This is a genomic window from Ferrimicrobium acidiphilum DSM 19497, from assembly GCF_000949255.1.
GTDB lineage: Bacteria > Actinomycetota > Acidimicrobiia > Acidimicrobiales > Acidimicrobiaceae > Ferrimicrobium > Ferrimicrobium acidiphilum.
On the sequence record NZ_JXUW01000003.1, the window covers coordinates 82,611 to 103,437 of the forward strand.

The following is a 20,827-nucleotide window of genomic DNA, read 5'->3' on the forward strand; positions in this document are numbered from 1 at the left end:
GGAGCGACATGACTACACCTTTGACTCAATCGACCGGACGGCGAAAGACCGCTACTGCACGTGTGCGACTTGTGCCTGGGAAGGGCGCAGTCGTCGTCAATGGCAAGGAGTTGCGCACCTACGTCACCTCGGTGTCACAACGGGGTCATCTTGTTGAACCGCTCAAGGTCGTTGAACTCGATGAGGTCTACGATGTTTTTGCCACCGTCGATGGGGGCGGCATAGCCGGCCAGGCGGATGCCATCCGCTTAGGACTAGCTCGAGCGATCATCGAGCTTCATCCCGAGCATCGTGCGATCCTCAAAAAGGAGGGGATGCTGACTCGAGATGCTCGCAAGAAGGAGTCGAAGAAGTACGGTCTCAAGAAGGCTCGCAAGGCACCTCAGTATTCGAAGCGGTAGATGCTTCGGTTTGGTACCGATGGGATTCGCGGTAAGGCGAATCAGGAACTGACCATGGAGGTTGGCTATTGGCTGGGGGTTGGTATCGCCAAGGCGATCCAGCCCCCAGCTTTTGCCATCGGACGTGACACCCGCGAGTCTGGCTACTGGCTTGCGCATGCGGTGGGGTTGGGCATCGCCTCGCTCGGGATTGATATCATTGACTGCGGCGTGCTCCCTACCGGGGCGCTGTCGTGGGTCGCACGGTCGCTTGCACTCCCAACCGTTGTGATCTCGGCTTCACATAATCCGTACTTTGATAACGGGATCAAGGTGTTCGATGCAGACGGTGCAAAGATCTCCGCCAACACTGAACGCGGTATCGAAGGCTACCTCGCTGAGTTCCTGGAGGGAAAACGGCCGTTCTTTGGCCCCCTCGGTGGTGTTGATCAGCGCTCCTTCGAAGATTCCTACGTCGATTGGGTACTCACTAAGTTGGGCGTGATAGAGCACCCTTTACGAGTGGTGATCGATGGAGCCAACGGTGCTGCTTGGAGACTGGGCCCAAACTTGGCTACCAGGATGGGCGCCGAGGTGGTAGCGACTATCGGAGACAAACCCGACGGCCGCAATATCAACGCTGGCGTGGGTGCATTGCACCCTGATGTGCTCGCCTCGATGGTGGTGCAACATCAGGCCGATCTAGGGCTGTGTTTTGATGGTGATGCTGATCGACTGATCGCAGTCAGCGAGTCGGGCGCCATAGTCGATGGTGATGAACTCTTGACGATGTTTGCCCTTTATCTTCAACGTAGAGGTGCGCTCGCGCATGACTCGTTGGCAGTCACCATCATGAGTAACCTCGGTATTGAGCGGGCACTTGAACCTCATGCCATCTCGGTGGTGCGTACCGATGTCGGTGATCGACAGATCGCTACGGCGATGACTCGAGACCAGCTCTCGTTGGGCGGAGAGCAGAGTGGCCACATCATAGTTAAGAACCTGGGTCCGACTGGGGACGGACTCGTCTCCGGTGCGCTGTTGCTACATGCGTTGTCCGACTGGGGAGGGTCGCTAGATCGCTTCAGAGCTGAGGAGGTGGTCCGGTATCCACAGGTCCACCGACAGGTGCGTACCCAGGCCCGCGATCGAATCATCCTCGACCCTGATTTCATGGAGCTACGTGCTGACCTCGAGGCCGAACTCGGGTCCGAGGGTCGGCTCGTTTTGCGCCCGAGTGGAACTGAGCCAGTGTTTAGGATCCTGGTAGAGGCGGCCGATATATCGGTGGCGACTAGGTTGGCGGAGCAATTGGTTACCGAAGTCGAGGCGATCTCGCGTCGCCTTACCACCGTCTAGAGGAGGTTAACCGTGTGCGGTATTGTTGGTGCGGTGGGGGCTGAGATCGACCTGTTGGCTACCTTTGAAGGGTTGCGCCGACTTGAGTACAGGGGCTATGACTCCGCTGGAGTGGCGATTATCCATGACGGTGAACTCGAGGTAGCGCGGGCCTCGTTAGCGCGCGAATCGATGAATCAGCTAGCTGAGTGGCTAGCGGTGCAGCCATACTCTACTGGTCAGGTGATGTTGGGGCATACACGCTGGCCCACCCATGGCGCACCTACGCTTACGAATACACACCCTCACGTCGACTGTACCGGCGATCTGGCGATCGTTCATAACGGTATCATCGAAAATTTTCGTGAGCTGAAGGTGGGACTGGTGGCCCGTGGTCATCGATTTCGTTCCGACACCGATTCCGAGGTCATTGCGCACCTATTGGAGGAGGCTCTGGCAAGTGGCCAACTACCTGCTGATGCACTGACTGAGGTATTTACGCAGTTGAATGGACATATGGCTATCGTGGTGGCCTCTCGTGCCCATCCGGGACTTCTGCTTGGGGTTAGGCGAACTTCGCCACTCCTGGCTGCCAGCGCCGTCGACCACTTTTTTTTCGCCTCGGATGCGCCGGCGTTTCTGTCGCTCGCGGACCAGTTCTACGAGGTGCCAGAGGATGTAGTAGTTGTGCTCGGCGATTCGGTCGAGGGCGATGGCGGAGTAAGGCTAGCCGAACTAGAGCCGCTGGCGATCGCCTGGAGCTCCCAGGATGCCGTCTTGGATGGTTATGCGAGCTTTTACGAGATGGAACTCCAGCAGTCGCCATCTGCGTTTTACGATACTGTGGCTGCGTTGATGACCACCGATCATCAGGCAGTGGTCGATCAGCTCTCGATTGATCCCTATGAGCTGCAGCGAATCCGGAAGGTAGTTATCATAGGCTGTGGTACCAGCTATCACGCTGGCCTGGTAGGTCGTTACCTAATTGAACACCTCGCGCGTATTCCTGTTGAGGTCGATGTTGCCTCTGAGTATCGGTACCGAGATCCGATTCTCGATGCCGATACCTTGGTGGTCGGTATAAGTCAGTCTGGCGAGTCGCTAGAGACGATTACTGCGCTTCGTGAGTGTGTAGCGAGTGGCGCAAGGACCATCGCCATCACCAACGTCATTGGTAGTCAGCTCAGCCGGGTCGCCGACGGCGTGCTCTACACCCGTGCGGGACCAGAGATCTCCGTGGCGTCGACCAAAACCCACCTGGCCCAGGTGGGTGCGCTTGGTATGCTTGCAATCTACCTTGGCGAATTAAAGGGTGTCCTCTACCCCGATGAGGCCAGTCGACGCCGTCAGGAGTTGATAGCGATGGCTGAGCTGCTTCGGGCTACCCTTGATCGCCAATCGCAGTGGCGTGCTGGTATCGGCGACTACCTGAGCCGAGAGCACTTCTTCTTTATCGGCCGCAACCTTCTCTATCCTGTGGCGATGGAGGGAGCGCTAAAGATGAAGGAGCTCAGCTATATAGCGGCTGAGGCCTATCCTGCAGGTGAGCTCAAGCATGGACCCATCGCGATGTTGGACGAGCAAGCGGTCGTGGTCGCGCTCCTTGGAGACGATCGCCTCCACGAAAAGATGCTCGGCAACATAGAGGAGGTTCGGGCTAGAGGAGCTACCATTCTCGCCGTGGCTACTGATGGCGACGCAGGGCCCGACGAGCTTGCCGATATCGTGTTGAGGGTCCCGAAGTCCGAGGCGCTATGGTCTCCGCTGCTAATGGTCTTGCCGTTGCAGGTGATGGCTGGTTGGATGGCGCAGGCACGCGGCTATGATCTCGATAAGCCACGCAACTTGGCTAAGACCGTTACCGTAGAGTGAGCTGATTAAGCAGCCGTCGGAGTACATTGAGAGAGTGGTCGAGGCTAAAGTCATGGCGGACTGCTTTGGCATCTATCGCTGGTGGTGAACTCACAACGCACTCAATGGCCGCTGCGAAGGCGTTGGCGTCGGAGGGTTCAACCTTGATCGCCCCATAGGGGATTAGTTCTTCTAATCCTCCAAGTCCACTGATCAGAGTAGGGATGCCTAAGGCGAGCGATTCCAGCGGAACTAACCCTAGACCCTCTGGCAGGGTAGATGGTGCCACCACCCCGGCAGATGCCGTCATCCGTGCGGCTAGGTCAACGCTATCTGGGATACGTGGCTCTACTATGCATCGTGACGATGCTCGTATCCGGTCCATGAGCTCTAGATGTTCTTCGTTTGGCTCGAGCCAGGGGGCGAAGTTGGCCAAGAAGACCATGCGTATCGATGGGTCAGAGACCAGGTCCATTGCCTCAATAGTCTCGACCACACCTTTCTTATTGAGCAGCCGATTCGGGAACAGGAGCGGTCCGGTTGATCGTTGCCATGACGGTCCGACGCCAAAGGCGGGGTCAATAAAGGGAGGTAGAACTTCTGGAGGCGCTGTGAGCCCGAGGTAGTGCTGTGCGTGACTGGACAGGTACTTTGATACCGTCACGACGGTGACGTTGTCGGGTAGCGACACTGGCTTGGACAACTTGTGCTCTTCTGGGCTCCAGTCCGTCAGATTCCAAGCTTCAACGGTGTTGTGAAGAACGAGCAGGGTTGGCTGCAAAAGCTCGCGTGCCCATTCAGGTCGATTGTTGATCACCATAGCGTCACACTGAGAGGCCAACTCGGCAAGCGGCCGTCGGCTGATCGCAGTCGCCGGAGTCGAGTCGTCGAAACGGGTGTAGGACGAGGTGGTATAGGTGTCCGCGAGCCCTCTTGCCCATCCTGTCACCAGCCGTTCAAGACCGCCTGCGTTTGGGAGCAGTGGCGCCAACTCGGTGCCGACGAAACCTATCCGAGGCGACAAAGTCATGGCTCTAGCGTAGACTCGACCGCTGGCGATCTGCAGTCTATTTCGTTAGTTATTGACGATGGCTATACACTAAGAAGGGTTATGATTACTCCAGAACAGCGCCGCATCGACCCGAACTATCTCATCACGCTGGCGCTCGTCGCAGAGACCCACAACCTCTCAGACGCGGCAAAGGAGCTTGGGATCTCGCAACCGGGCGTCTCGCAACAGCTCAAGCATCTCTCTGATGCCGTTGGACAACGACTGCATCTCCGATCCGGTCACGGTGTCGAGCTCTCTGTCGCAGGAGAGGATCTTGCTCGTCGTGCGCGCGAGGTCTATCGCGCCTATCGGGGCGTCCTCGACTATGTCGATAGCGTCGCTAAGGGGAACGATGGACTTCTCTTGATCGCAGCCTCTAACACGGTCTCTGCCTATATTCTCCCGCGCTGGTTGGTACGCTATCGCACCAAGTACCCCGGTGTTGATCTTCGTACTCGCTCGCTCAATTCATCAGAGGTTACTGAGCTGGTGATCGCCGGTGAGTTCGAGGTTGGGGTCATCGAATCCCCCTCCGAAGAGCTACCTGAGCACATGCTCGAGATAGTGGTTGGAGGCGATCATCTCGTCTATGTGGTACGCCCAGAGCTGCTAGGAGCCTTGCCGAACCAGATGCTTGGCTGGGGAGAGGTCTCTAGGATCCCACTAATTCTCCGCGAGGCTGGTTCTGGTGTGCGGCGTGCGACTGAGCAGGCTCTGGCGTCGAGCGGGCTCTCTCCAAGGTTGGCGATTGAGTTGGCCGGTGGAGAGGCGGTAAAGGAGGCAATACTACAGGGGGTCGGGGGTGGGTTCCTCTCGTCATTAGCTGTCGTGCGAGAGATAGCATCCCAAGAGCTAGTACGAGTCGAGATCCGTGAACTTTCCCCGATCTCGCGTAGGTTTAGGATTATTTCGCGTGCTAGAGAGAGTCTCTCTACTCCAGCAGCACGGTTCGTGGAGACCGCCGAAACGGTGGGAGCACCGGAGGTCGAGTGAATATTCGGACCGGCATCGATGCCGTAGATCTGCCTCGTTTTCGACTCGCGCTTCAGCGAACTCCACAGATGAGCAGGCGTCTTTTCACCGACGATGAAGTCCAATCGGTGGCTGGCAGACCTGAAAGTTTGGCAGCTCGCTTCTGTGTCAAAGAGGCGACGATGAAGCTACTGGGAGTGGGTCTCGGTGCAGTCCGATTTCAAGAGATCGAGACCCTGCGCTTGGCCTCCGGTGCTCCGGTGCTCCGGCTATCTGGCACAGCAGCTCGGCTAGCTCGCGACTGTGGCTGCGTCGAGTTCGCGCTTAGCTTGACGCACACCAAGCTTCTCGCTATTGCTCACGTGGTAGCGCTAATCGAGGGGTGATCCTCGACGGCTAGGCTCATGGTCGGTGTCGATTTTGGAGGTCGTTGTCGTGGAGTCGGTAGTCACGATTGCAGAAGTCGCGAATTATGATCGTGAACTGGCTCGAAGAGGCGAGACCGGTGAGGTGATTGATCGTGTCGGGTTCGCGCTTGCTCAGACAGCGGTCTCCCTCCTAGGTGGTAGCTATGGTCGCCGAGTTCTGATCGTGGCGGGTCGCGGCAATAACGGCAACGACGGTCGGAGCATGGCGATACATCTCGGCTATCTGGGTGTAGCGGTGACGGTGGTAAAGCCTGAAGAGCTCGAGAGCGTGTTGATGGGCCCAAGCCCTGACTTGATAGTGGATGCGATGGTTGGAACTGGTCTTTCCCGTCCTTTTGATCCTCCAAAGTTTCCAGAGGGCATACCAGTGCTCTCGATCGATATTCCGTCGGGGGTCGGAGGGGATACAGGAGAGATTCTTGGCGGGGCCGTTCGTGCTGACTATACCGCTGTGATCGGTGGCTTTAAGTTTGGTCACCTATTCGCTCCCGGCCGCGACTACTCAGGGCAGCTGGTGCGTGTACTCCCCACGTTGGCCCCAGCAGTTTCACAGTGCCATATCGTCACCTCTCGTGACCTGGAAGCGGTGATGCCACAGCTGCCGTCAGATAGTCATAAGTGGTCTGCTAGCGTCATGGTCGTGGGAGGATCGCCAGGCATGCGAGGCGCAGCGAGTTTTGGCTCTGCTGGCGCTATGGCTGTCGGTGCTGGCATCGTGCACCTCGTCACCCGCGCAGAGCCCACAGAATGGCTCGAACATCCAGACGAAGTCGTGGTTGACCGGTTGGAGTCCTACTTTGCCGAGCCGGTAGTGGCTGCCTCACGTAGATTCCGGGCCATGGTGGTGGGTCCTGGTCTTGGTGGCTCACTCCAGATAGGCAACTTTGTCCGCCGCCTGTTGATAGATACTGACTGCCCGGTTGTACTCGATGCCGACGGATTGACCTGTTTTCGTGATGGCTCGAATCTCGCCCGAACACTGACTCGACGTCGAGCCTCCACAGTATTGACACCTCACCGTGGCGAGTTCGAGCGTGTTTTTGGCGCTATAGAGGGATCGCCGGTAGTCGCCTGCCGGCAGGCGGCGATCGATCTTGGCGCAGTGGTTCTACTGAAGGGATCTCCAACGATTATCGCTGATCCATCCGGGGCGGTTGCGCTGTCGGCTGCCGGAACAGCAAAGCTGGCGAGCGCGGGTACCGGCGATGTGCTAGCAGGTGTTATAGCTGGTCTGCTTGCCCAAGGGATGTCGGCCTACGAGGCGGCGTGGGTCGGTGCCTATATGCACGGCGCGGCGGGCGCTGGCGTCTCAACCGGAAAGGTGACAGCCACCTCTTTGGTTGACGCCATCGCCCATTACTATGGGGGCCTCCACTGTGTTGCATCCGCTCAGGAACTGCTTCGGTGATTCCATCGTTGCACCGCCCAACCTACGTTGAAGTCGATCTCGCAGCGGTGCGCGATAACGTAGCTAGAGTTCACGCCTTTGCTCGAGCCAATGTCGGGTCGTCGGTCAAACTCGGTGCAGTTGTGAAGGCAGACGCCTATGGCCATGGTGCTATCAGGATCGCAGAGGCCGCCAGTGCCGCTGGAGCCGAAGTCTTCTTTGTGGCCACCTTCGACGAGGCGATGGCCCTTCGTGAGGGCATAGATGAGCCTGCCATCGTTATGTTAAGCGAGCCGGATCCCAGCATGTTGGGTGAGGTGATAAGGTATCGGATCACTCCAACTGTTCATACGATGACTACCCTTCGGTGCATGATCGATGTGGTCGACTCACTCTCTGGACGGGATCGTTCGCTCTATCACCCCTCACTGCAGCTCGAGATAGAGACCGGTCTTCGTCGCATGGGGAGTGATGCCTCCGCCGCGGTCGCGCTGGCACGGGGGGCGCGATCCGCTCGGATCGATGTGGCCGGCGTCTACTCACATTTTGCCAGGGCTGATGAGGGCGAGGAGGGTCGCGATAGTGTGATGAAACAGGTGAGATGTCTTAACGATGTCTACCGGCAGATCGTTGACCAACTAGACGCTCGACCTCTTCTCCATGTTGCCAACACCGCCGGCTTAGTCAACTATCCGCAGACAGGTTTCGATCTGGTTCGACTTGGGATTGGCATGTATGGTTACGGTGCACCGGAGCTATGCGTGCGACCGGCGCTTCGACTTGTAAGCCGGGTGGCCCGGATCCATGAGCTTCCAGGGGCTGGAGGTGTATCATATGGGCATCGCCAGCTGTTCCCAGAGGGGACGTCAATTGCGACGATTCCGATAGGGTACGCCGATGGCTACCGACGCGGGCTCTTTGAGGGTGGCGCTGAGGTTTTGATTCGAGGACAGCGTCATCGGTTGGCGGGCGTGGTTGCGATGGACTATGTTATGGTCGCCGTCGGTGATCCGACGGTCGAGGTCGGTGATGAGGTTGTGCTCATCGGCGATCAGGGGTCGGAGTCGATCGGTGCAGATGAACTCGCCTCACGACTCTCGACCATCAGCTACGAGATCCTGACCGGGATCAGCGTCCGTGTGCCTAGGAACTACCGTGGTTGACAATCTTGATCTGCTAATTAGGGATGCACAAGCCTGCCAGGCCTGCGCTCTCGCAGCGAGTCGTACCCAGGTGGTGGTTGGTGAGGGTTGCGTGCCTAGCGACTTGATGATCATTGGCGAAGGACCTGGTGCTCGTGAAGATGAACTTGGCCGTCCCTTCGTTGGTAGATCAGGAGGTCTACTCGATCGACTCATCGCGGAGGAGCTTGGACGCACTAGAGAGCAGATCTATATTGCCAATGTCGTGAAATGTCGCCCACCCAATAATCGCGACCCGAGGCCCGAGGAGATGGAGGCCTGTGCTTCGCTACTAGATCGCCAGTTGAAGTTGGTGGCTCCAAGAGTCGTACTTCTCCTGGAAAGGACTGCAGTTGGCCGCGTGTTGGGAACCAAAGTACCACTCGGCTCGTTGCGTGGGCGTCTCTACGATCTCGGTGGAGTGACGGTGATACCGACCTACCACCCAGCGTTTGCATTGCGAGGAGGAGCAGCCCGCCTCACGGAGATGCGGGTCGATTTTGCGAGGGTGCATCTGCTGCTCGAGGAGGGCCGGCCGTGAAGCTCAGCGTTGAGACTGCGGGGGCGATGTTCGAGCTGGGACACCGACTTGGATCTGCGCTGCAACCCGGCGACCTTGTATTGTTAACCGGTGAACTCGGTGCAGGGAAGACCACCTTTACCCAGGGAGTAGCTGATGGTCTTGGAATCCAACGATCGGTGACGTCACCAACTTTTGTCACCGTCAAGCCGTATTTGCTCGCCGGCGGTGGCGAGCTCTATCACGTTGATCTGTATCGAGTGGATGACCCTGACTACCTGTACGAACAGGGAATTCTCGAGGAGCTGGAGCGTGGTGCAATGGTAGTTGTTGAGTGGGCAGAGCGCTCACGACTGCTCGATGAGTATGAGCGACTGTTGGTGCGGATCCAACTAGAAGGGGAGAGGCGCCGGTTGGAGGTCGAGGCAACACCTGGATGGCAGGAGCGTTTACGATGGCTGCTTTGAACCCGGTGGTCACCATCTTGGTCGATTGCGCCACACGCCCTGGGCGTGTGCTTGCCCGCAGACATGGGGTAGACGCCAGCCGTGTAGTTGGCGATAGACCACTTGGGGAGCTTGCAGCTGCCGTCGCGGATCTAGCTGGCGATGAACCCATCGATCTGTTGGCACTTGTGACGGGGCCAGGGCCACTGCTGCCGCTTCGAAGTGCGGCGGCCTTTGTTCGTCTGTTGGCTTGGTCACAAGGGATAAGGGTGGTCAGCTTCCGTTCGATTGACCCAATAGCTGATCAGCTGGTTGGGCAGCTCGCCATCGGGCAACGTGGATTGATACTTGAGCCTATTGGTCGCAAGAAGATTCTCAGAGTAGAGGTTCGTCGAGGACAGGCACACCCGATCGAGCGTGCAAGCGTTGTCGCTGGGACCGATCTTGAGCTGGGACATGAAGATCTTGTCACCGGTCAACTGAGGGAGGAGGGCCGGATTCGAGGGGCAAGCATCCTCGATAAGGAGCTGCACTCAGACGCCGAGTTGCTCGATTTCGCCGTAGCTCTGTGGAGGCGGGGAGCGTTCACGGTGCCTAGTGAGCTTCGTGTCTGGTACGTGAAGGAGTCCGGAGTCCGGCGCGGTTTTGATGTCCGGTTGGCGGATGGTTCTATCGGTAGAGTTGGGCTCGAACAATGAAGATTCGCCTTACCCCAATGGCTGAGGAGCATCTCGAGGATGTTTTGCGGATCGAGCAGAAGATCTCTGGCATTCCTTGGAGCAGACGACTCTTCGAGGATGAGCTCGGCCGACGTGAGGATCGACGTTATCGGGTAGCTGTGGCAGAGGAGAATGATCAGCTTGTTGGCTACCTAGGAATGCTCTACATCGTCGACGAGGCCCATATCGCCACCGTGGGAGTCGATCCTGATCAATGGGGTCGCGGGGTGGCGACTCGATTGGTCCTCGACGCTCTCGAAGCGGCACACATGGAGAGGATCAAGGATTGCACGCTTGAGGTTCGATCACATAACGAACGCGCTAAAAGACTTTATCAACGGTTTGGTTTTGCTCCTGTAGCGTTGAGGCGTGGCTATTACCATGACAATGGAGAGGACGCCATCATTATGTGGCTCTACGATCTAGATGCTCCAACCGAGTTGGCTCGTCGTCGAGAGATTGCGGACGAACTCGATCAGGGAGGTTCTGCACGTGTCTAGCAACCACCATCCGACCTCCGGGCTGGCTTCGCATACGTCGGCTGGTTTTAAGCAGGAGTTCTCGGAGTCGCAGTTGGAACTCATAGACGCAGGCGTGATCATGGGGATCGAGACCTCATGCGACGAGACTGCAGTCGCCATACTGGCAGGAACTGATGTGGTTGCGTCTGTGATTCAATCACAGGTTGATATCCACGCATCCTTTGGCGGGGTCGTGCCTGAGCTGGCAGCGCGCGCTCATGATCAGGCGATTCTTGCTACGATCGAGGCGGCACTCGCCGAGGCCAAACTCAATCTTGGAGACCTCGACGCGATCGCTGTGACCAACGGACCTGGTCTTCCGGGGGCCCTGATGGTCGGTGTGGGGAGCGCTCAAGGATTGGCGTTAGGAGCACATCTTCCACTCTATCCAGTTGACCATATGGAGGGTCATCTTTTCGCAGCCGCGCTTGAGGGTCCGGTTGCACTTCCGGCTTTGGTCTTACTGGTCTCCGGTGGACATACGGAGATGATTGCCGTGGATGCGCCTGGGAGTTACCGACTTGTTGGAAGAACCAAGGATGATGCAGCTGGTGAGGCTTTTGACAAGGTGGCTCGACTGCTCGATCTTGGATACCCAGGTGGACCCGCTATCGAACGAGCGGTCCGTGACGCCCCGCCCCCGGCTATAGATTTCCCTAGAGGTCTGCGCAACGAGGGCCTCGACTTCTCGTTTTCGGGACTAAAGACTGCAGTGATGTCCTTCGTCAGAACCCACCCTGAGGTGGGAGTGACTGAGATCGCCGCTGCGTTCCAGGTGGCGGCGATCGACGCGTTGGTGATCAAGGTGGAACGTGCCTTGTCGCTTGACAGCTACGCGTCGGTTGTGATCGGAGGCGGTGTCGCCGCGAACGAACTGCTGAGAACTCGGATCGGGCAGGTAGCTGCCGGGCATGGAGTCATTGCTGCCATTCCTGCGAAGCGCTACTGCACCGATAACGGAGCTATGATTGCTGCCGCGGCCGCCTTTCACCGATCGATAGGCGATATGGGTGTGGTCTGTATCGACGCTGACCCGCAGCGCACACTCATAGATCTGGCATAAGATCACGACTCGATCCGACGCGAGCGTGTCCTGGTCGTCGTCTTCGCGCTTGTTCGGACGAATGTCTCGACCACTAGAAAACTTTGGCTTGTGGATGGAAGTTAGCACTCGAGGTATTAGAGTGCTAGTTGGCCAATAGGTGGCAAGTTAACTCAAACAAGGAGGCAAAGCAGAATGAATCTCCATCCCTTAGAGGATCGGATCGTGGTCCGTCCAGCAGAGTCCGAAGAGCGGACGGCATCTGGACTGGTGATTCCTGATACCGCCAAAGAGAAGCCCCAGCAGGGTCAGGTCCTTGCTGTTGGCCCAGGCAAGCGTGCAGAGTCGACTGGTGAGATCATCGCGCTCGATATCAACGTCGGCGATACGGTGGTGTATTCGAAGTATGGAGGAACCGAGATCACGGTTGACGGCGAGGATCTCTTGATTCTTAATGGCCGTGACGTACTCGCAAAGGTGGTTAAGTAATGCCGAAGATTTTACAGTTTGATGAGACAGCTCGTCGTTCGCTAGAGGCCGGTGTCAACAAGCTCGCAGACGCGGTGAAGGTGACACTCGGGCCAAAGGGCCGCAACGTAGTGCTCGCAAAGTCATTTGGAGCTCCGACCATCACCAATGATGGCGTCTCGATCGCTCGGGAAATTGAGCTCGAGGATCCGTACGAGAATATGGGTGCTCAGCTAGTCAAAGAGGTTGCAACCAAGACCAACGATGTCGCTGGTGATGGCACTACGACCGCTACTGTTCTCGCTCAGGCGATGATTCGAGAGGGGCTGCGTAACGTCGCCGCTGGGGCTAACCCAATGGCGCTCAAGCGTGGTATCGAGCAGGGAGTCGCCGCGGCTGTTGCGGCTATCTCAGCTCAGGCTAAGCCGATTGAGGGACAGAGCGACTTCACCCAAGTCGCCGCTATCTCTGCGGCCGATCAGGCGATCGGCGAGGTGTTGGCCGAGGCGATTGGTCGGGTAGGCAAGGATGGAACAGTAACTGTCGAGGAGTCGAATACCTTTGGTCTCGAACTCGAATTCACTGAGGGTATGCAGTTTGATAAGGGTTACCTCTCGCCGTACTTTGTTACCAATCCAGATCGCCAAGAGGCGATCCTCGAGAATCCTTACATCGTCTACTACTCCTCAAAGATCTCCTCAATTCAGCAACTTTTGCCGCTGCTCGAGAAGGTCATGCAGAGTGGACGACAGCTGTTGATCATCGCCGAGGATCTCGAGGGCGAGGCGCTGGCGACGCTTGTTGTTAACAAGATCCGTGGCACCTTTACCTCGGTAGCCGTAAAGGCTCCTGGATTTGGTGAGCGACGCAAGGCGATGCTCCAGGACATGGCAGTCCTAACTGGCGGTCAAGTTATCGCCGAAGAGGTTGGCCTAAAGCTTGAGAACGCGACCTTGGATCTCTTGGGCGAGGCTCGACGTGTCGAGGTCACCAAGGATGCGACCAAGATCATTGGTGGGTCTGGCGACAAGGCTGAGGTAGAGGGACGAATCGCTCAGATTCGACGTGAGATCGACGACACTGACTCCGACTGGGATCGCGAGAAGCTCCAGGAGCGGCTTGCCAAGCTCGCTGGTGGTGTAGCGGTTGTAAAGGTTGGCGCAGCGACTGAGGTTGAACTCAAGGAGAAGAAGCATCGTATAGAGGATGCACTCTCTGCAACTCGTGCCGCAATCGAAGAGGGAATTGTCGCCGGTGGTGGCACTGCTCTTCTTCGGGCGCGCAGCTCAGTCATCGAAGCAGCTGCCAAGCTCGAGGGTGACGAGGCGACCGGTGCTCGTCTGATCGCCAAGGCGCTCGAAGAGCCGCTGAAGTGGATTGCCTTTAACGCAGGACTCGAGGGCCCTGTGGCGGTCCAGACGGTTGAGCGCGAGAAGGGTAACGTTGGGCTGAACGCACGCACTGGGGTCTACGAGGACCTCGTGAAGGCGGGTGTGATCGACCCAGCGAAGGTTACACGCTCAGCTTTGCAGAATGCTGCCTCGATCGCCGCATTGTTGCTCACTACCGAGGCTCTCGTGGCCGACAAGCCCGAGCCGAAGGATTCCGGTGCCGCAGCAGCGGCCGCCGCTGCCGGCATGGGCGGCATGGGAGGCATGGGCGGGATGATGTAATTCATCCACCCTCTTTCTTTGCGGAAGGAACTACTCTGGCGAGTGTGAATCACACTCGCCAGAGTCATTTTTCGACTTCAATGAGATGCTTTGGGGTTGTTAAGGAGCATGTCTGTGTCTAGGGAGGTCGCTAGTGACGGTGGCACATGATCTGACCGGGTACCTGCAGGCGTTACCCAACGTCGATCTCCGCGTCCCATTGACCTTCGCCCACCTCGACTCTAGAGCTATCGCCACTCCCTCGGAGATTTTAGAACGGCTGCGAGATCGGTTGCTGGGGTTGCCAAGAATGGTCGGTGGCAATAGTGCTGCTGTTCTTCTTCTCCTCTATCCACGGGATGGGGAGATGATGGTGTTGATGACCAGACGTGCATCGTGGCTACGTAACCATCCTCGCGAGGTGTCCTTTCCGGGTGGAGCGGTCGAGCCTGGGGAGACATTGGCGGATGCGGCGTTGCGCGAGACCTTCGAGGAGGTCGGAATCCATCGATCCAACATCAAACTGCTCGGTCTTCTTGGATCAGGTGCGGTCCGTGGTAGTGGGAGGAGTTTCTCCGGAATCGTGGGCTATTGTGAGACGCCGCCGATCACTACCATGAATGCGGATGAGGTAGAGGCGGTACTGGAGGTGCCGTTGGGCCTGGTCTACACCCCGGACTACTTCTGTGAGTTCTGGTATAACAGAAGCTTTGGGTGGGGTCTTTTCCACTTTTTTGTTATGGTGCCCGATATCATTTGGGGTGCCTCAGCGCGTATGCTTGTCGAGTTACTTGCCCTACTTGAGTGACTACGGGCCGGTTGCTAGCGATGATCGACATAGAGCGTCTGGAGCAGGTATCCGAAGCTGTGTTCGCGATCGAAGAGAGTTCCTCGTGTTGTTCCGATGCCTTCGTGGTCTATGGTCGTCCGGGCAGAGAGACCGACCTCGGTGGTGTTAGGCCTAGACCGAAGGCCGATCTCCATAACCGTTGGCAGGAAGAGGAAGTGTTTGAAGTCGAGTTCTGAGCTTATTCCATTCGCCGAGTCCGCCACCAAAAGCACGGCCTCAAGCGGCTCCATTGGTTGGAGGTCGATTAGGTTGAGGCGGGGCCTCGCCCAGACGGTTGCTGGTCCCGGCTCCGTGAAACCACCCTCAAAGAAGGCCCAGTCGATAGAGGCTCCATACGGGAACGACGCGATCGAGCTGTCGGGGTACGAGACCTCGTCACTCGGCACCTGAAGGGTTGGCTCGACACGTGGGGCACGTTCTGCCTCTATCGCCAACCGCCAACTCCTAGCAGAGATAACTACTCGATTGTCGTCGCCATGTGCTCTGGTCTCGACGAGTTCGATGCGACGTCCCGGTCGAAGCGTAGTTGTGACGAAGGTGAGGGGTTTGAGTGGAACTTCGCCAAAGAAGTCGACATGGATCTGGCCAATTCGGCGATCTCGATCGGGTTGATGCCCGACGAGTTCGTGCACTGCGAGAGCTGACGGTGGCCCTCCGTGGCACGCCCCGGGGTTCCATGGCCCTTCGCTCGGTGGTAGTGGAAGATAGCGATGTTCATCGAGCTGGGTGAAGTAGCTGCCATGCTCAATAGAGGCGACCTTTTGCAGCTCGCTTTGACTGACGTTTTGTCTCTCTTCGATGGACTGAGGTGTGTCCGAATTATGCTGAATAAATGTCATACCAGAGTTCGAGTCTAGCGCTATCGTGCGTTCATCTAGTGGGGCCCAATTTTACTAGGCACGGGTAGATCTACACAGTGAGCAGGTATTCACGATTGAGCATGAGGCTAGAGAGTCGATGGCTATCATCGCACGATATGTATTCCCAGGTAGGCAAGGATGGTTGCTGCCACCACGGTGCCCACCATGTTGAGACTGCCAAGCGCCAATGATTCGGCACCGACCAGGGAGAGAGTCTCAAAGGTGAGGGTGGAGAAGGTGGTGTAGGCGCCGATGAAACCATCTCCTATCGCGACAACCGCGTCGGTGGAGAGTAGGTTGCGAGTCGCCAGCCCAGTGACCATACCCAGAACCAGAGCGCCGCTAAGGTTGATCATGAGGGTTCCAACCGGGAAGTCGGTTGCGAGCCGCGTCATGATGGCGCGATCGACCACATAACGGGTGATGGCGCCAAGGGCGCCAAAGACGGCGACGAGGAACCAGTCCATCTATTAGCCGATATGGTCCACGCTGACTGGAAGGCGCAAGGTAGCAGCCCTGACTCCAGCCGTGCTTAGTGTGCTTACCAAGTGGTTCAGCTTATCAGAGGTGTCCGAGATAAAGATCGCTACACCCTCGTCATCGGTCATCGAGAGAAGCGTCTGATGATGGAGACGATGGTGGATCCCGTACCCATCGATGGCTCGAAAGGCAGAAGCTCCAGCCAAACCTTGATCGAGGGCTTGGCGGATTATGAAGTCAACGGCTGAGTGGTGATGTACCCGGTCCGACTCATTGACGAAGATCACTAGCAGTTCTGCGTCCATTTACCTATCCTCTCGCCTAACTCGCGAGCGACTCTTTGCGCAGGTACCATCCACGACCGATTATTCGCCCGGCGATGGCCGCAAGAACGCCCACGGCTATCGTAGCACTCGCGTAGAAAATTGCACTTGCAAAACCCAGCCGCGCGATCTGCTCGGCGAGCGAGACCGCCAGTGTGGAGAGAGTCGTGAGACCGCCACAGAAGCCAGTGGCTAGAAACATCCTGAGAAAAGGCCCAGACCTGAGCGAGACGAGTGGGAGTAGAGTCAGCGTGATTCCGATGATAAAGGCCCCGGTGACGTTGGCGACGAAGATGCCCATTGGGAAGCGTAGTGACGTTCCCAGATGGATCTCTAACCAGTAGCGGAGAAGTGTTCCAAGAGCTCCTCCAACGGCAATCGGCGTTAGTCGTGTGAGCGGTCTCATGTGGGCGCCGGATCGTTGGCGTAGTGGGCGATCGTGAGCTGTTCAAGTAGTTTACGAAGGATAGCCAGCTCGCTCGTTCGAACCGTGGAGGAGAGGTTTCCGTCTTTGATAAGCGTCTGAGTGATCCGTACCGCCGCGATCTCTTTACGTGGGTGTGCAGGAGTTGTTGTGATGATGGCAAGTTCGTAGGTGACGAGCGGGTACTGCGCACTGCCAGGCAAGCTCGGCTGACCACTGCCGTTGTCGACAGCTAAAGGCGGAGTGGTCGGAGGGGTGAGCGAGACGTCTAGGCAGCCAGGCGTAGTCGTGCAGTGGGCAGCGTCGGTGGCCCCATAGCTCGTCGGTTGGACTGAAAGTTCATGGTCTATGATCGAGGCGCGTTGTCCGGTTGTAGGGAATGAGTTGATAGTGAGGCTCAGATTCGGTAGGACTATGTGAGGATTAGCTGCGGCGATCAAGGAGTTGTCCCAGTTGGTGATGGACCCTTCAAGGATCCCGACGAGTACGGCACTGGTAAGGGTGATGGCTTGCGACTTTCCCAGATTGGCGGAGAGGTAGAGTGTGCTGGTTGAGATCGGAACTCGCTTGATACCCCCCAGCTGACCAAGGAGGGTGGTGCCGGGGTTAACCGAGAATAGATACAAGTTGGCCGCGGCAGTGAGGCTAGCAAGGTCCATGCTTTGGGGAGTAGGGTAGGTCGCTCGGGCGACTAGGTGCGGGTAGTTAGCCGTCAGACCCGATAGTGCAGATGAAAAAGTTTGCCGCAGCGGTGTCGCAGCCATGGTGGTAAAGATGACACCGTTCAATGAGACCGGAGAGAGCTTTGATGCACTCGGACTAGGGGTGGAGGTTACGCCAGTTGTAGCTGTCGAGCCGGTACCACATCCCGCGAGCAAGCTTGGGGCCAGTGCGGCGAGCACGCCCAGGCTGAGTCGTCTTAGGTGCATTCGTATGTAGAACCTCCATGCAGGTAGTAGCTACTAGACTCTGTGATTCTAACGGTTGAGCAAGATCCGTGGATCCCGAATGAGTCGGCGGCGTAGTTTCTGTTATGGTGAAGACAAAGGTCACGACGGTGATCAGATCGCTGTGGCGTTGGTTGTAGTGCCGAGTGCCGATTCTTAGAGGTAGTTCGTGGCCTGTGTAGATGGTTGGCGGTCGGTTTGATGACCAGGGAGTGTGTCCCGGTTGATGACCGCGGTTGTGTTTTATGTTCGTCGGTCGAATGGAGGAAGTTTTGGCTGAAATTGAAATTGGAATTGGCAAGTCGGGTCGGCGCGCCTACGGCTTCGATGATATCGCCATCGTCCCGTCTCGCAGGACACGAGACCCTGAGGACGTCGACATCTCATGGGAGATCGATGCGTTTCGTTTCGAGCTCCCCTTCCTCGCCTCGGCGATGGACGGAGTGGTATCACCGGCTACGGCCATAGAGATTGGACGTCTCGGTGGAGTCGGGGTTTTGAATCTCGAAGGACTTTGGACTCGCTATGAGGATCCTGATCCCATCTTCGCTGAAATTGCCTCACTTCCTAGTGAAAAGGCTACTGCTAGGATGCAGGAGGTCTATCAGGAGCCGATCAAGGAGTCGTTGGTTACCGAGCGAATCCGTCAGATAAAGGCTGAAGGCGTCGTCGTGGCAGCGTCGGTCACGCCGCAGCGCACGCAACCGTTGTTGCGGTCGATTCTGGCGGGTGAGCTGGATATCCTGGTTATTCAAGGAACAGTTGTGTCCGCAGAGCATGTATCGCGCTCCGATGAACCACTCAATTTGAAAAAATTCATCCGAGAACTTGAGATCCCAGTGATCGTCGGAGGTTGTGCCTCTTACCAGGCTGCGTTGCATCTGATGCGTACCGGCGCCGTTGGCGTGTTGGTTGGAGTTGGTCCTGGTAATGCGTGCACAACACGGGCTGTTCTCGGGCTTGGTGTTCCTCAGGCGACGGCGATAGCTGATGCTGCTGCAGCGCGGATGCGCCATCTTGACGAGACCGGAGTCTACGTGCACGTTATCGCCGATGGTGGTATGTCAAAGGGCGGCGATGTCTCTAAGGCCATCGCGGTTGGTGCTGACGCTGTGATGATGGGCTCTCCTCTGGCTGCGGCGTATGAAGCTCCTGGTCGTGGCTTCCACTGGGGGATGGCAACCTTCCATCCAACCTTGCCACGTGGAACACGCGTGCGAACTGACACACGCGGATCGCTGAAGGAGATCCTCGTCGGACCGGCTCACGAGAACGACGGACGTATGAATCTTTTTGGCGCACTGCGGACATCGATGGCTACCTGTGGGTATGAGACGATCAAGGAGTTCCAGAAGGCAGAGGTCATGGTGGCCCCGGCGCTTCAGACGGAAGGAAAGGCACTCCAGCAGGCGCAGCACGTCGGCATGGGCCACTAGTGGAGAGTTCTCGCGAATCCCCGGTAATCGTCGTTGACTTTGGTGCCCAGTATGCCCAGCTGATCGCTCGCCGGGTTCGCGAGCTGCATGTGTACTCCGAGATAGTGAGTCATACTGTCACTGCTAATGAGCTTCGCGAGCGTGGGGCACGTGCGATAATCCTTTCGGGTGGTCCAAAGTCAGTCTGGGTGGAGGGTGCTCCGACTCTCGACGCAGAGATCTTTACGATGGGACTACCGATTCTTGGTATCTGTTATGGAGCCCAGCTCATGGCGCAGAGTCTCGGAGGACGTGTGGAACGTACTCGAGCAGGAGAGTATGGCCGCACAACCATACAGAGGTGTTCAGAAAACGGAGTCCTTCTTGAGGCGCTACCGGACACCTTTGAATCATGGATGAGCCACCAAGATACCATGGTTCTACCGCCGGAGGGTGCGGCCGTTACAGCATCAACTGCCCAGTCGGCGGTGGCTTGTTTCGAGGATCGTGAGCGTGAGCGCTTCGGTGTGCAGTTTCACCCAGAGGTTTCGCATGGGGAGTTTGGTCGCGAAGTGCTGCACAACTTTCTTTTTCGTGCTGCCGGCCTCGAACCGAAATGGACGAACTTCTCGATCATCGAGGAGTCGATTGCTCAAATTCGAGAGCAGGTTGGTGAGCGTAATGTGCTTTGCGCGCTCTCAGGGGGAGTGGACTCTACCGTGGCTGCGGTGCTGACTCATGAGGCTGTTGGCGATCAACTTACCTGCGTCTTCGTTGATACCGGACTCCTGCGAGAGGGTGAGGCAGATCAAGTCGTGACCCTCTTCTCCTCCCAGTTTCATATCAAGTTGGTGGTAGTCGAAGCAGCAGAGCGTTTTCTTTCAGCACTAGCTGGTGTACTCGATCCAGAGATCAAACGCAAGATCATTGGGAATCTCTTCATTCGAACCTTCGAGGAGGCGGCACTAGGGATCGACGCCGGTGGCTTTTTGGTGCAGGGGACACTTTACCCTGACGTAATAGAATCTGGCAGTGGTTCGGCGGCGCTTATCAAGAGTCACCATAACGTTGGTGGGCTGCCTGAAGACATGTCATTTGCCCTTGTCGAACCGCTGCGTTTCCTCTTCAAAGATGAGGTTCGGGCTGTCGGGGTTGAGCTGGGAATTCCTGAAGAGGTGGTATGGAGACAGCCGTTCCCTGGGCCTGGACTTGCCGTGCGAGTCGTTGGTGAGGTGACCCAAGAGTCGGTTGGTCGGGTTCGCGAGGCAGATCGCATTGTCCGCGAAGAGATACTTCGTGCTGGCCTTGGTCGGTCGATGTGGCAGTACTTTGCGGTCCTTGCCCCCTCATTGCGTAGCGTTGGGGTCTCAGGTGACGAGCGAACCTATGATGCGCCGATTATCGTGCGCGCGGTTGACTCCGACGATGCCATGACGGCTGATTGGGCTCGCATCCCTTACGAAGTTTTGGATGTGATTGCGCATCGAATCGTCGGTGAGGTGAATGGCGTCAACCGAGTGGTCTATGACATCACCTCCAAGCCTCCAGGAACGATTGAGTGGGAGTAGCTGG

23 protein-coding genes are annotated in these 20,827 nt (G+C 57.3%); 17 read left to right on the forward strand and 6 right to left on the reverse strand.

Going from position 1 to position 20,827, the window contains the following annotated elements:
• Positions 1-8 precede the first annotated feature (8 nt).
• From rpsI to glmS, 3 genes are read left to right on the forward strand one after another with little or no spacing between them, the layout of a single operon-like run.
• Positions 9-401, forward strand: a complete 393-nt coding sequence (rpsI, locus tag FEAC_RS02315) for a 30S ribosomal protein S9 (RefSeq protein ID WP_035389043.1) — start codon at positions 9-11, stop codon at positions 399-401.
• Positions 402-1,739 carry a phosphohexomutase domain-containing protein gene (locus FEAC_RS02320; protein ID WP_035389042.1) on the forward strand — a complete coding sequence of 446 codons (1,338 nt, stop codon included), beginning with the start codon at positions 402-404 and terminating at the stop codon, positions 1,737-1,739.
• 12 nt (positions 1,740-1,751) lie between these two features.
• Positions 1,752-3,590, forward strand: coding sequence for a glutamine--fructose-6-phosphate transaminase (isomerizing) (glmS, locus tag FEAC_RS02325; protein WP_035389041.1), 1,839 nt, complete (start codon positions 1,752-1,754; stop codon positions 3,588-3,590).
• Here glmS and FEAC_RS02330 read toward each other — a convergent pair.
• The gene (locus FEAC_RS02330; RefSeq protein ID WP_035389040.1) at positions 3,577-4,599 is read right to left on the reverse strand and encodes a glycosyltransferase family 4 protein; all 1,023 of its coding nucleotides are present in this window, start codon (positions 4,597-4,599) and stop codon (positions 3,577-3,579) included. The genes glmS and FEAC_RS02330 overlap by 14 nt on opposite strands.
• Positions 4,600-4,680: 81 nt before the next feature.
• Between FEAC_RS02330 and FEAC_RS02335 the strand changes: the two genes are divergently transcribed.
• The 12 genes from FEAC_RS02335 (at position 4,681) to FEAC_RS02390 (ending at position 14,764) form a co-directional block, all read left to right on the forward strand.
• Entirely contained in the window at positions 4,681-5,613 is a 933-nt protein-coding gene (locus FEAC_RS02335) for a LysR family transcriptional regulator (protein WP_052565293.1), read from the forward strand.
• Positions 5,610-5,978, forward strand: a complete 369-nt coding sequence (locus FEAC_RS02340) for a holo-ACP synthase (protein WP_035389039.1) — start codon at positions 5,610-5,612, stop codon at positions 5,976-5,978. Before FEAC_RS02335 ends, FEAC_RS02340 begins: the two co-directional genes overlap by 4 nt.
• A gap of 25 nt (positions 5,979-6,003) precedes the next feature.
• A complete protein-coding gene (locus FEAC_RS02345) occupies positions 6,004-7,428 on the forward strand; it encodes an NAD(P)H-hydrate dehydratase (RefSeq protein WP_035389038.1) in 1,425 nt (474 codons plus the stop codon).
• The gene (alr, locus tag FEAC_RS02350) at positions 7,425-8,570 is read left to right on the forward strand and encodes an alanine racemase (protein WP_052565295.1); all 1,146 of its coding nucleotides are present in this window, start codon (positions 7,425-7,427) and stop codon (positions 8,568-8,570) included. Before FEAC_RS02345 ends, alr begins: the two co-directional genes overlap by 4 nt.
• Positions 8,563-9,129 carry a uracil-DNA glycosylase gene (locus tag FEAC_RS02355; RefSeq protein ID WP_052565297.1) on the forward strand — a complete coding sequence of 189 codons (567 nt, stop codon included), beginning with the start codon at positions 8,563-8,565 and terminating at the stop codon, positions 9,127-9,129. The genes alr and FEAC_RS02355 overlap by 8 nt, the downstream gene beginning before the upstream one ends.
• Positions 9,126-9,575, forward strand: a complete 450-nt coding sequence (gene tsaE / locus FEAC_RS02360; RefSeq protein ID WP_035389036.1) for a tRNA (adenosine(37)-N6)-threonylcarbamoyltransferase complex ATPase subunit type 1 TsaE — start codon at positions 9,126-9,128, stop codon at positions 9,573-9,575. The genes FEAC_RS02355 and tsaE overlap by 4 nt, the downstream gene beginning before the upstream one ends.
• Positions 9,563-10,252 (forward strand): hypothetical protein, encoded by a 690-nt coding sequence (locus FEAC_RS02365; protein WP_035389035.1) that lies wholly within the window; start codon positions 9,563-9,565, stop codon positions 10,250-10,252. The genes tsaE and FEAC_RS02365 overlap by 13 nt, the downstream gene beginning before the upstream one ends.
• Positions 10,249-10,773 carry a ribosomal protein S18-alanine N-acetyltransferase gene (rimI, locus tag FEAC_RS02370; protein WP_052565299.1) on the forward strand — a complete coding sequence of 175 codons (525 nt, stop codon included), beginning with the start codon at positions 10,249-10,251 and terminating at the stop codon, positions 10,771-10,773. The genes FEAC_RS02365 and rimI overlap by 4 nt, the downstream gene beginning before the upstream one ends.
• Positions 10,766-11,857 (forward strand): tRNA (adenosine(37)-N6)-threonylcarbamoyltransferase complex transferase subunit TsaD, encoded by a 1,092-nt coding sequence (gene tsaD / locus FEAC_RS02375; RefSeq protein ID WP_236684586.1) that lies wholly within the window; start codon positions 10,766-10,768, stop codon positions 11,855-11,857. The genes rimI and tsaD overlap by 8 nt, the downstream gene beginning before the upstream one ends.
• A gap of 174 nt (positions 11,858-12,031) precedes the next feature.
• Positions 12,032-12,325 (forward strand): co-chaperone GroES, encoded by a 294-nt coding sequence (gene groES / locus FEAC_RS02380; RefSeq protein WP_035389034.1) that lies wholly within the window; start codon positions 12,032-12,034, stop codon positions 12,323-12,325.
• Complete coding sequence (groL, locus tag FEAC_RS02385) at positions 12,325-13,977, forward strand: chaperonin GroEL (RefSeq protein ID WP_035389033.1); 1,653 nt, start codon at positions 12,325-12,327, stop codon at positions 13,975-13,977. The genes groES and groL overlap by 1 nt, the downstream gene beginning before the upstream one ends.
• Positions 13,978-14,110: 133 nt before the next feature.
• Complete coding sequence (locus FEAC_RS02390; protein WP_052565301.1) at positions 14,111-14,764, forward strand: NUDIX hydrolase; 654 nt, start codon at positions 14,111-14,113, stop codon at positions 14,762-14,764.
• 14 nt (positions 14,765-14,778) lie between these two features.
• Here FEAC_RS02390 and FEAC_RS02395 read toward each other — a convergent pair whose 3' ends face one another.
• The 5 genes from FEAC_RS02395 to FEAC_RS02415 all read right to left on the reverse strand — a co-directional run bounded on the left by FEAC_RS02395 (position 14,779) and on the right by FEAC_RS02415 (position 17,822).
• Complete coding sequence (locus FEAC_RS02395) at positions 14,779-15,645, reverse strand: thioesterase family protein (RefSeq protein ID WP_035389032.1); 867 nt, start codon at positions 15,643-15,645, stop codon at positions 14,779-14,781.
• A gap of 125 nt (positions 15,646-15,770) precedes the next feature.
• Positions 15,771-16,133 carry a fluoride efflux transporter CrcB gene (gene crcB, locus FEAC_RS02400; RefSeq protein WP_035389031.1) on the reverse strand — a complete coding sequence of 121 codons (363 nt, stop codon included), beginning with the start codon at positions 16,131-16,133 and terminating at the stop codon, positions 15,771-15,773.
• A 3-nt stretch (positions 16,134-16,136) separates the two neighbouring features.
• Entirely contained in the window at positions 16,137-16,451 is a 315-nt protein-coding gene (locus FEAC_RS02405; protein ID WP_052565303.1) for a DUF190 domain-containing protein, read from the reverse strand.
• A gap of 16 nt (positions 16,452-16,467) precedes the next feature.
• The gene (locus FEAC_RS02410; RefSeq protein WP_052565304.1) at positions 16,468-16,875 is read right to left on the reverse strand and encodes a fluoride efflux transporter FluC; all 408 of its coding nucleotides are present in this window, start codon (positions 16,873-16,875) and stop codon (positions 16,468-16,470) included.
• Positions 16,872-17,822, reverse strand: a complete 951-nt coding sequence (locus FEAC_RS02415; RefSeq protein ID WP_035389030.1) for a type 2 periplasmic-binding domain-containing protein — start codon at positions 17,820-17,822, stop codon at positions 16,872-16,874. The genes FEAC_RS02410 and FEAC_RS02415 overlap by 4 nt, the downstream gene beginning before the upstream one ends.
• Positions 17,823-18,112: 290 nt before the next feature.
• Between FEAC_RS02415 and FEAC_RS02420 the strand changes: the two genes are divergently transcribed.
• Positions 18,113-19,276, forward strand: coding sequence for a GuaB3 family IMP dehydrogenase-related protein (locus FEAC_RS02420; protein ID WP_035389029.1), 1,164 nt, complete (start codon positions 18,113-18,115; stop codon positions 19,274-19,276).
• On the forward strand, positions 19,276-20,823 hold the full coding sequence (gene guaA, locus FEAC_RS02425) for a glutamine-hydrolyzing GMP synthase (RefSeq protein WP_035389028.1): 1,548 nt from the start codon (positions 19,276-19,278) through the stop codon (positions 20,821-20,823). Before FEAC_RS02420 ends, guaA begins: the two co-directional genes overlap by 1 nt.
• Positions 20,824-20,827: the final 4 nt, after the last annotated feature.

Excerpts from the sequence above, each read along its gene's own strand:
- rpsI (WP_035389043.1), top strand. The coding sequence starts at position 9 with ATGACTACACCTTTGACTCAATCGACCGGACGGCGAAAGACCGCTACT.
- FEAC_RS02320 (WP_035389042.1), top strand. The coding sequence starts at position 402 with ATGCTTCGGTTTGGTACCGATGGGATTCGCGGTAAGGCGAATCAGGAA.
- FEAC_RS02330 (WP_035389040.1), bottom strand. The coding sequence starts at position 4,599 with ATGACTTTGTCGCCTCGGATAGGTTTCGTCGGCACCGAGTTGGCGCCA.
- FEAC_RS02335 (WP_052565293.1), top strand. The coding sequence starts at position 4,681 with ATGATTACTCCAGAACAGCGCCGCATCGACCCGAACTATCTCATCACG.
- FEAC_RS02365 (WP_035389035.1), top strand. The coding sequence starts at position 9,563 with ATGGCTGCTTTGAACCCGGTGGTCACCATCTTGGTCGATTGCGCCACA.
- rimI (WP_052565299.1), top strand. The coding sequence starts at position 10,249 with ATGAAGATTCGCCTTACCCCAATGGCTGAGGAGCATCTCGAGGATGTT.
- groES (WP_035389034.1), top strand. The coding sequence starts at position 12,032 with ATGAATCTCCATCCCTTAGAGGATCGGATCGTGGTCCGTCCAGCAGAG.
- groL (WP_035389033.1), top strand. The coding sequence starts at position 12,325 with ATGCCGAAGATTTTACAGTTTGATGAGACAGCTCGTCGTTCGCTAGAG.
- FEAC_RS02395 (WP_035389032.1), bottom strand. The coding sequence starts at position 15,645 with ATGACATTTATTCAGCATAATTCGGACACACCTCAGTCCATCGAAGAG.
- crcB (WP_035389031.1), bottom strand. The coding sequence starts at position 16,133 with ATGGACTGGTTCCTCGTCGCCGTCTTTGGCGCCCTTGGCGCCATCACC.
- FEAC_RS02405 (WP_052565303.1), bottom strand. The coding sequence starts at position 16,451 with ATGGACGCAGAACTGCTAGTGATCTTCGTCAATGAGTCGGACCGGGTA.
- FEAC_RS02410 (WP_052565304.1), bottom strand. The coding sequence starts at position 16,875 with ATGAGACCGCTCACACGACTAACGCCGATTGCCGTTGGAGGAGCTCTT.
- FEAC_RS02415 (WP_035389030.1), bottom strand. The coding sequence starts at position 17,822 with ATGCACCTAAGACGACTCAGCCTGGGCGTGCTCGCCGCACTGGCCCCA.